Raw genomic sequence first — 7,735 nt, 5'->3', positions numbered from 1 at the left:
CCCCCGCGTCGGCTGCACAGCGCGCTGTCCATGCCGTATTTCTCGTTCGCCCAGCCGCTGATCCCACGGAGCTGAACATGAGCGACATCCAGTGGAGCGACGGCGCTCCCATCTACCGTCAGTTGAAGGAGCGCGTGATCGCCATGATGCTCGACGGAATCCTCAAGCCGGGCGATGCCCTGCCTTCGGTGCGCCAGGTGGCCGCCGACTATCAACTCAACCCCATCACCGTTTCGCGCGCCTACCAGGAACTGGCTGACGAAGGCCTGGTGGAGAAGCGCCGCGGCCTGGGCATGTTCATGACCGAGCAGGCGGCTACGCAGCTGCGAAGCAGCGAGCGCGACCGTTTCCTCAACGAAGAATGGCCGGCGGTCCTGGAGCGCATCCAGCGCCTGGGCCTGAGCCTCGACGAATTGCTGCCCCAGGGGAAAGTCTGATGAAGAGCACTGCAAGTGAAGCGGTCATCACCGCCCGAGGCCTGCGCAAGGCCTACAAGACCACGGTTGCCCTCGACAACGCCAGCTTCAGCATCCCAAGCGGGCGCATCGTCGGCCTGATCGGGCCCAATGGCGCCGGCAAGACCACCGCGCTGAAGGCCATTCTTGGCCTGACCTCGGTGGAGGGGGACCTGAGCGTGCTCGGGCGTGACCCGCGACTGCACCGCGACGAACTGATGAATGACATCTGCTTCATCGCTGATGTCGCCGTGCTGCCGCGCTGGTTGAAGGTCCGCGAAGCGATCGACTTCGTCGCTGGCGTTCACCCGCGCTTCGACCGCGCCCGTTGCGAACGCTTCCTGGCCAACACCAAGCTGCAGCCGAAGCAGCGCGTGCGGGAGCTGTCCAAGGGCATGATCGTGCAGCTGCACTTGGCGCTGGTGATGGCCATCGATGCCCGCATCCTGGTGCTGGACGAGCCGACACTGGGCCTGGACATCCTGTACCGCAAGGAGTTCTACCAGCGCCTGCTGGAAGACTACTTCGACGAACAGAAGACGATCATCGTCACTACCCACCAGGTGGAGGAAATCGAGCATATCCTCAGCGACGTCATGTTCATCCGTGATGGCCGCATCGTGCTCGACGCTGAAATGGACGACGTCGGCCAGCGCTATACCGAGCTGCTGGTCAATGCCGAACAGCTGGACACCGCCCGCGCATTGAAGCCGATCGACGAGCGCAGCCTGGCGTTCGGCAAGACGGTGATGCTGTTCGATGGCGTGCCGCGCGCCCAGCTTTCCTCCCTCGGCGAGACCCGCATCCCGGGCCTGGCCGACCTGTTCGTCGCCATCATGAAGGGGACCTACGCATGAACGCCGTCAACCACCCCGTCAGCCCGATCGGCACCCTGCGCTGGCTGCTCAAGCGCGAGTATTGGGAGAACCGCGGCGGCTTCCTCTATGCACCGTTGATCGCCGGACTGATCTCGCTGGTGATGAGCACCATCGGCATCGCGTTCGGCCTGTTCGCGCTGCATCGTGCCGCGCGCGACGGCGGCCTGCACATCGACGGCGAAGATGTGAACATCAATGGCCTGGACCTGGCGCTGCTCACCCGCGACATCAGTGCCAAGGACCTGGCCGATCTCGGTAACGGCCTCGACCTGACCCTCGTGCTCAGCTCGGCGTGGCCATTCCTGGTCCTGGCCTTCGTGGTGTTCTTCTACTGCCTGGGCGCCCTGTACGATGACCGCCGCGACCGCAGCATCCTGTTCTGGAAGTCGCTGCCGCTGTCGGACACCCAGACGGTGCTGTCCAAGCTGATCAGTGCGCTGATCGTGGCCCCGCTGATCGCGGTGATCGCTGGCATCATCACCATGCTCGGCTTCATGCTGGTCATCAGCATCGTCGCGCTGATGCACGGTGGCAGCCCGATGACCCTGATCTGGGGCCCGGCCAGCCCGTTGACCCTGGCTGCCGGCCACCTGAGCTGGATTCCGGTCTACGCGCTGTGGGCCCTGCCCACCGCCGGCTGGCTGCTGCTGTGCTCGGCCTGGGCCAAGAGCAAGCCGTTCCTGTGGGCGGTGATGCTGCCGCTGTTTGCCGGCGTCATCGTCAGCACCACCAAGATCATGCCGCTGTTCGGTCTGACCACCGGCTGGTTCTGGCAGAACATCGTCGGCCGCCTGCTGCTGGGCGGCGTACCCGGCATGGACCTGCTGTATCGCCTCGGCGCAGGTGAAGGGTCGCGCCGCGATCTGGACTCGGTGGTCAGCCTGATGTCCCCTGCCTCGCAGCTGAAGTCGCTGGCGATGCCGGAACTGTGGATCGGTGCGGCCGTCGGTGCAGTGTTCATCTTCCTCGCCATCCGCCTGCGCAAGCGCGCCGGCGAGATCTGACTCCACCCATCCGGAGGCACCACCCATGCGTTCCCTGCTCGCCTGTTCTGCGTTGTTGCTGTTGCCGCTGTCGGCGCTGGCCGCCGATGCCCCTAACTGCAAGTTCACCGCTGCCCGTACGTTGAAGCTGGAGACATCCGGCGCCAAGGCGGTGGTGTTCGAGGTGAACCAGCATGACCTGAAGGTGGTCGCCAGCAAGGGCGGTGGCCAGCTGGATGGTCGCGCCTGCGCCTCCAGCCAGGAATGGTTGGACCAGCTGGTGCTGGATCAGCGGAAGGAAGGCGACAAGCTGGTGGTCAGCCTGCGCCGCGATGGCCGCGACAGCGGCATCAGCCTGGGCAGCAGCTATGCCTGGCTGGACATCCGTGGCAGCGTGCCGGACAACCTGCCGCTGCAGCTGAAGGTCGGCTCCGGCGATGCCAGCGTGGAAAACGCGCAGTCACTCAGCGTGGACGTCGGTTCCGGTGACGCCGTGGCCCGCGGAACCCGTGGCAGCATTCACGCCGCAGTGGGTTCGGGCGACCTCAACATCGATGGCGGCGGCTCCCTGAACCTGCTGTCGCTGGGTTCCGGCGACGTCACCGTACGCAACATCACCGGCGACGCCAGCACCGGTACCGTCGGCTCCGGTGACCTGAAGATCACCGATGTGCGTGGCAACGCGCGGCTGGATACCGTGGGCTCGGGTGACATCGAGTTCAAGCGTGTGCAGGGCAGCGTTGAAGTGGGCGTGGTCGGCTCCGGCGGGGTCGATCTGGCCGATATCGGCGGCAATGTGCATGTCCGCAGCCACGGTTCGGGCGACATCCACGTCGACGGGGTGCGCGGCACCCTGACCGTCGATCGCAGCGGCAGCGGTGACGTCGATCATCGCAACGTCAGCGGCCGGCTCACCCTGCCGCGCAGCAAGTAACCCTTTTCCAGACACTACCAGGGGAACACCATGAACCTGTTGCGCCTGCTGCCTGCCACCCTGCTGTGCCTGCCGCTGATCGCCTGCGGCGGCACGTCCTCCGCGCCTGATACCACCGTCGGCAAAAGCGTGGCCGAGGCGACCAGCGGGGTCGGCCAGACGGTCAAGGAGGCCATGGACGATGCCCGCAAGGACATCGCCCAGGGCAACATCAAGATCTCGGCCGACAAGCAGCCGCGTGCGGAGATCACGCCGGACGGGCGGCTGCTGATCGGCGGCAAGGAAGTGCCGGCCGATGAGGCCCAGCGCCGGCAGCTGCTGGAATACCGCGGCCACGTCGTTGCCATTGCAATGGACGGCATGGATGTCGGCCTGGCCGGTGCCAAGCTCGGCGCCAGTGCTGCCGGAGAGGCCCTGAAGGGCATCTTCAGCGGCGACAGCGAGGGCATCGAGAAGCGGATCAATGCCGAGGCGGAGAAGATCGAAGCCCAGGCCAAGCGCATCTGCAACCGCATGCCGGCGATGCTGGCCAGCCAGCAGGCGCTGGCCGCATCGCTGCCCGCGTTCAGGCCGTACGCCACGATGGACCAGAGTGACGTCGACGACTGCGGCAAGGACACCGTGGTCCAGCGCTAGGCCTGTGACAGATCAGCGCACCCGGCCGGCAGCGGCGCCCCGCTGCCGGCCGTAACGTGCCGACCGGCTTACAATGTCGGCCCCGGACGCCCCCGAACCGAATGCCATGAAGAAGTTGTTCCTGCTGCTGGCCGCCCTGCTCTGCCTGGGCCTGGTCGGCTGTGACAAGGATTACCGCAACCACCGCGCCGAGCGCGGCAAGCCCAAGATTTCCGTCAGCGAAGGGATGGTGACCGTGCGTCGCCCGCCGGCACCGAACATCATCATCCTCGGCGATGGCACGATGAAGGTGGACGAGATCCAGATCCCGCTCGACGAAGGGCAGAAGCAGATGCTGCAGACGATGTTCGGCCGGCTGCAGGTACTGCGCCAGAACACCCTGGTCGCCGCCCCGGCCGATCCCAACATGCAACCGGTGAAGATCCAGCCGCCGGAAGGCATGGAAGTGATCCCGGCCGACCTGGTCCAGCGCATCCCCGAGTTCAAGGACTACACCGACACCTTCGGGAACATCGTCGCCGACCGTCGCTGAAAAAACGCCGCCCCCTGGGCGGCGTTTCCTTTTGTAGAGCCGAGCCCATGCTCGGCTACTGCCCGGAATCTGAGCCGAGCATGGGCTCGGCTCTACAACCAGCAGATCAACCGCCGGCGCCACCACCGCCAGCCTGGATGCCACCTGCGGTCAGTGCGGTCGGATCCAGCAGGCGCCGCAATTCGGCCTCCTCCAGCCCGCTGTCTTCCAGCGCTACGTCCAGCACCGGGCGCTGTTCCTTGTAGGCACGCTTGGCAATGGCCGCTGCCTTCTCGTAGCCGATGATCGGGTTCAGCGCCGTGACCAGGATGGGATTGCGCGACAGCGCCTCGGCAACACGGTCTTGGCGCACCTTCAGCCCGGCAATCGCGCTGTCGGCCAGCAGCCGCGACACATTGGCCAGCAGGCCGATGCCATCCAGCAGGTTCACCGCGATCAGCGGCAGGGTGACGTTGAGCTGGAAGTTGCCGGTCTGCCCGGCCACGGTGATCGCGGTGTGGTGGCCAATCACCTGCGCGCACGCCATCACGGTTGCTTCCGGAATCACCGGATTGACCTTGCCCGGCATGATCGAGCTGCCCGGCTGCAGTGCCGGCAGTTCGATCTCGCCCAGCCCGGCCAGCGGACCGGCGTTCATCCAGCGAAGATCATTGGCGATCTTGATCAGCGCCACCGCCAGTGCATTGAGCTGGCCGGACAACTCCACTGCATCGTCCTGCGCGGCCAGGCCTTCGAACTTGTTCTCGGCGCTGTCGAACTTGAAACCGGTCTGTTGCTTCAGTGCCTTGGCTACCTGCGCGCCAAAACGCGGGTCGGCGTTGATGCCGGTGCCGATGGCGGTGCCACCCAGCGGCAGGCGGCGCACGCGCTTGAGGCTGTCTTCGATGCGCTCCTGCGCCGAGGCCAGCTGCGCCGACCATGCGCCGAACTCCTGCTCGAAGGTCAGTGGCATCGCGTCCATCAGGTGGGTACGGCCGGTCTTGACCACCTTGCGCAGGCTGCGGCCCTTCTTGTCGAGGGTCTTGCGCAGGTGCACCAGCGCCGGCAGCAGCTGTTCGTGCGTCGCCAGCACCGCCGACACGCGCAGCGCGGTCGGGATCACGTCGTTGGAGCTCTGCCCCTGGTTGACGTGGTCATTGGGATGCACGGTGGTCTTGCCCGCCTTGCCGGCACGGTTGGCCAAGGTGGCGATGACCTCATTGGCATTCATGTTCGACGACGTGCCCGAACCGGTCTGGTAGACGTCGATCGGGAAGTGCGCGTCCCAGTTGCCGGCGGCCACTTCGGCAGCAGCGGTCTGGATGGCCTTGGCCACGTTCTTCGGCAGGTGGCCCAGCTCGGCGTTGACGCCGGCGGCAGCGCCCTTGACCAGGCCCAGGGCACGGATGAAACCGCGCGGCATGCGCTGGCCCGACACCGGGAAATTCTGCACGGCACGCTGGGTCTGGGCGCCCCACAGGGCGTCCGCAGGCACCTGCAGTTCGCCCATGCTGTCGTGTTCGATTCTGAAACCCTTGGTTGCAGCTTTGCTCATTGCATCAACTCCGCACTACTTCAGTTGGGGAAAGGGAAGCGGCGGCTGGCAGGGTGTCGCTTCCCGGGCTGGCGGCTGCGCCAACGATACTCCCTTGCCCGCAGCGTGGGATGACGAGGACGGGCCAGAACGTTCCGTCCGCAGGGCCGTGTTGTAGAGCCGAGCCCATGCTCGGCTTCCCGCAGGGCGCCGGATTCTCCGAAGCAGCCGAGCGTAGGCTCGGCTCTACAGGGCACGCCCCGCCGGCACGTCGTAGAATATCGGCCCCGCCGCTCGTCCCAGCCCTGCCGACATGTCCGATTCCGCCCTGCTCGCCCTGTCCCCGCTCGATGGCCGCTATGCCGGCAAGGTCGACGCGCTGCGCCCGATCTTCTCCGAATACGGCCTGATCAAGGCCCGCATCACGGTCGAGGTGGAATGGCTGCTGGCGCTGGCCGCCGAACCGGGCATCGTCGAACTGGCGCCGTTCTCCGACGCCGCCGTCGCCCGCCTGCGCGACCTGGCCGCCCGCTTCAGCCCGGCCCAGGCCGCGCGCGTGAAGGAGATCGAGCGCACCACCAACCATGACGTCAAGGCGGTGGAGTACTTCATCAAGGAACAGCTGAAGGATGACGCCGAGCTGGCGCCGGCGCTGGAATTCGTGCATTTCGCCTGCACCAGCGAAGACATCAACAACCTCAGCTACGGCCTGATGCTGGAACAGGCCCGCCGCGAGGTGCTGCTCCCGACCCTGGACGGCATCGCCAGCACCCTGCGCACCCTGGCCCACGCCCAGGCCGGCCAGCCGATGCTGTCGCGCACCCACGGCCAGACCGCCTCGCCGACCACTTTGGGCAAGGAACTGGCCAACGTGGTCGCTCGCCTGGAACGCCAGCGCCGGCAGATCGCCGCGGTCGAACTGACCGGCAAGATCAACGGTGCCGTCGGCAACTACAACGCCCACGTGGCCAGCTACCCGGACGTGGACTGGCCGGCCTTCGCCGAGCGCTTCGTGACCGGCCTGGGCCTGGTATTCAACCCGTACACCACGCAGATCGAGCCGCACGACAACGTGGCCGAGATCGGCGATGCCGCACGCCGCGCCAACATCATCCTGATCGATCTGGCTCGCGACATCTGGGGCTACATCTCGCTGGGCTATTTCAAGCAGCGCCTGAAGGAAGGCGAAGTCGGCTCGTCGACGATGCCGCACAAGGTCAACCCGATCGATTTCGAGAATGCCGAAGGCAACTTCGGCATCGCCAACGCGCTGTTCGAGCACTTCAGCGCGAAGCTGCCGATCAGCCGCTGGCAGCGTGACCTGACCGATTCCACCGTGCTGCGTGCACTGGGCACCGCGTTCGGCCACAGCCAGGTGGCGCTGGATTCGCTGGCCAAGGGCCTGGGCAAGCTGGAAGTGAACCCGCAGCGCCTGGATGCCGATCTGGACGCGGCCTGGGAAGTGCTGGCCGAGGCCGTGCAGACGGTGATGCGCCGCCATGGCCTGCCGAACCCGTACGAGCAGCTGAAGGCGCTGACCCGCGGCCAGGGCATCACGGCCGAGTCGATGCGTGCGTTCGTGCAGGGGCTGGAGCTGCCGGCGGATGCGAAGCAGCGCCTGCTGGAGATGACCCCGGGCAGCTACACCGGCCTGGCCGAGTCGCTGGCGAAGAAGATCTAAGAGGTTTCCGTTGCGGCGGCGGCCGCGGGCGCTGCCTGCGGCAGGCAACGGCAACGGCAACGGCAACAGCAATAGCAACGTCAAGAGCGGCTCTGGATTGCTGCTAGCTGGGCGGGCCGGGAG

The 7,735-nt window shown here is 66.3% G+C and carries 8 protein-coding genes; 7 read left to right on the top strand and 1 reads right to left on the bottom strand.

The genetic code is table 11. The annotated features are described in order from the left end of the window. Positions 1 to 77: 77 nt before the first annotated feature. The 6 genes from O0J15_RS19655 (at position 78) to O0J15_RS19630 (ending at position 4,418) form a co-directional block, all read left to right on the top strand. On the top strand, positions 78 to 437 hold the full coding sequence (locus O0J15_RS19655; protein WP_006453095.1) for a GntR family transcriptional regulator: 360 nt from the start codon (positions 78 to 80) through the stop codon (positions 435 to 437). Beyond that, positions 437 to 1,312: an ABC transporter ATP-binding protein gene (locus O0J15_RS19650; protein ID WP_019660401.1), complete on the top strand. Its 876-nt coding sequence runs from the start codon at positions 437 to 439 to the stop codon at positions 1,310 to 1,312. Before O0J15_RS19655 ends, O0J15_RS19650 begins: the two co-directional genes overlap by 1 nt. Next, on the top strand, positions 1,309 to 2,337 hold the full coding sequence (locus tag O0J15_RS19645; RefSeq protein WP_019660402.1) for an ABC-2 transporter permease: 1,029 nt from the start codon (positions 1,309 to 1,311) through the stop codon (positions 2,335 to 2,337). Before O0J15_RS19650 ends, O0J15_RS19645 begins: the two co-directional genes overlap by 4 nt. Positions 2,338 to 2,362: 25 nt before the next feature. Next, positions 2,363 to 3,250 (top strand): DUF4097 family beta strand repeat-containing protein, encoded by an 888-nt coding sequence (locus O0J15_RS19640; protein WP_308306151.1) that lies wholly within the window; start codon positions 2,363 to 2,365, stop codon positions 3,248 to 3,250. Positions 3,251 to 3,280: 30 nt separating this feature from the next. Then, a complete protein-coding gene (locus O0J15_RS19635) occupies positions 3,281 to 3,886 on the top strand; it encodes a hypothetical protein (protein WP_308306150.1) in 606 nt (201 codons plus the stop codon). A 106-nt stretch (positions 3,887 to 3,992) separates the two neighbouring features. Then, a complete protein-coding gene (locus O0J15_RS19630) occupies positions 3,993 to 4,418 on the top strand; it encodes a hypothetical protein (protein ID WP_032953534.1) in 426 nt (141 codons plus the stop codon). A gap of 106 nt (positions 4,419 to 4,524) precedes the next feature. Here O0J15_RS19630 and O0J15_RS19625 read toward each other — a convergent pair whose 3' ends face one another. Further along, a complete protein-coding gene (locus O0J15_RS19625; protein ID WP_308306149.1) occupies positions 4,525 to 5,952 on the bottom strand; it encodes a class II fumarate hydratase in 1,428 nt (475 codons plus the stop codon). Positions 5,953 to 6,244: 292 nt separating this feature from the next. Here O0J15_RS19625 and purB point away from each other — a divergent pair, with 292 nt between their 5' ends. Next, complete coding sequence (gene purB / locus O0J15_RS19620) at positions 6,245 to 7,612, top strand: adenylosuccinate lyase (RefSeq protein ID WP_019660407.1); 1,368 nt, start codon at positions 6,245 to 6,247, stop codon at positions 7,610 to 7,612. Positions 7,613 to 7,735: the final 123 nt, after the last annotated feature.

The organism is Stenotrophomonas sp. Sm10, from assembly GCF_030985515.1.
Lineage (GTDB): Bacteria > Pseudomonadota > Gammaproteobacteria > Xanthomonadales > Xanthomonadaceae > Stenotrophomonas > Stenotrophomonas hibiscicola.
Note: the sequence above shows the minus strand (reverse complement) of the source record. Positions and strands in the feature narration are given on the sequence as shown.

Excerpts from the sequence above, each read along its gene's own strand:
- O0J15_RS19650 (WP_019660401.1), top strand. The coding sequence starts at position 437 with ATGAAGAGCACTGCAAGTGAAGCGGTCATCACCGCCCGAGGCCTGCGC.
- O0J15_RS19655 (WP_006453095.1), top strand. The coding sequence starts at position 78 with ATGAGCGACATCCAGTGGAGCGACGGCGCTCCCATCTACCGTCAGTTG.
- O0J15_RS19640 (WP_308306151.1), top strand. The coding sequence starts at position 2,363 with ATGCGTTCCCTGCTCGCCTGTTCTGCGTTGTTGCTGTTGCCGCTGTCG.
- O0J15_RS19630 (WP_032953534.1), top strand. The coding sequence starts at position 3,993 with ATGAAGAAGTTGTTCCTGCTGCTGGCCGCCCTGCTCTGCCTGGGCCTG.
- purB (WP_019660407.1), top strand. The coding sequence starts at position 6,245 with ATGTCCGATTCCGCCCTGCTCGCCCTGTCCCCGCTCGATGGCCGCTAT.
- O0J15_RS19645 (WP_019660402.1), top strand. The coding sequence starts at position 1,309 with ATGAACGCCGTCAACCACCCCGTCAGCCCGATCGGCACCCTGCGCTGG.
- O0J15_RS19635 (WP_308306150.1), top strand. The coding sequence starts at position 3,281 with ATGAACCTGTTGCGCCTGCTGCCTGCCACCCTGCTGTGCCTGCCGCTG.
- O0J15_RS19625 (WP_308306149.1), bottom strand. The coding sequence starts at position 5,952 with ATGAGCAAAGCTGCAACCAAGGGTTTCAGAATCGAACACGACAGCATG.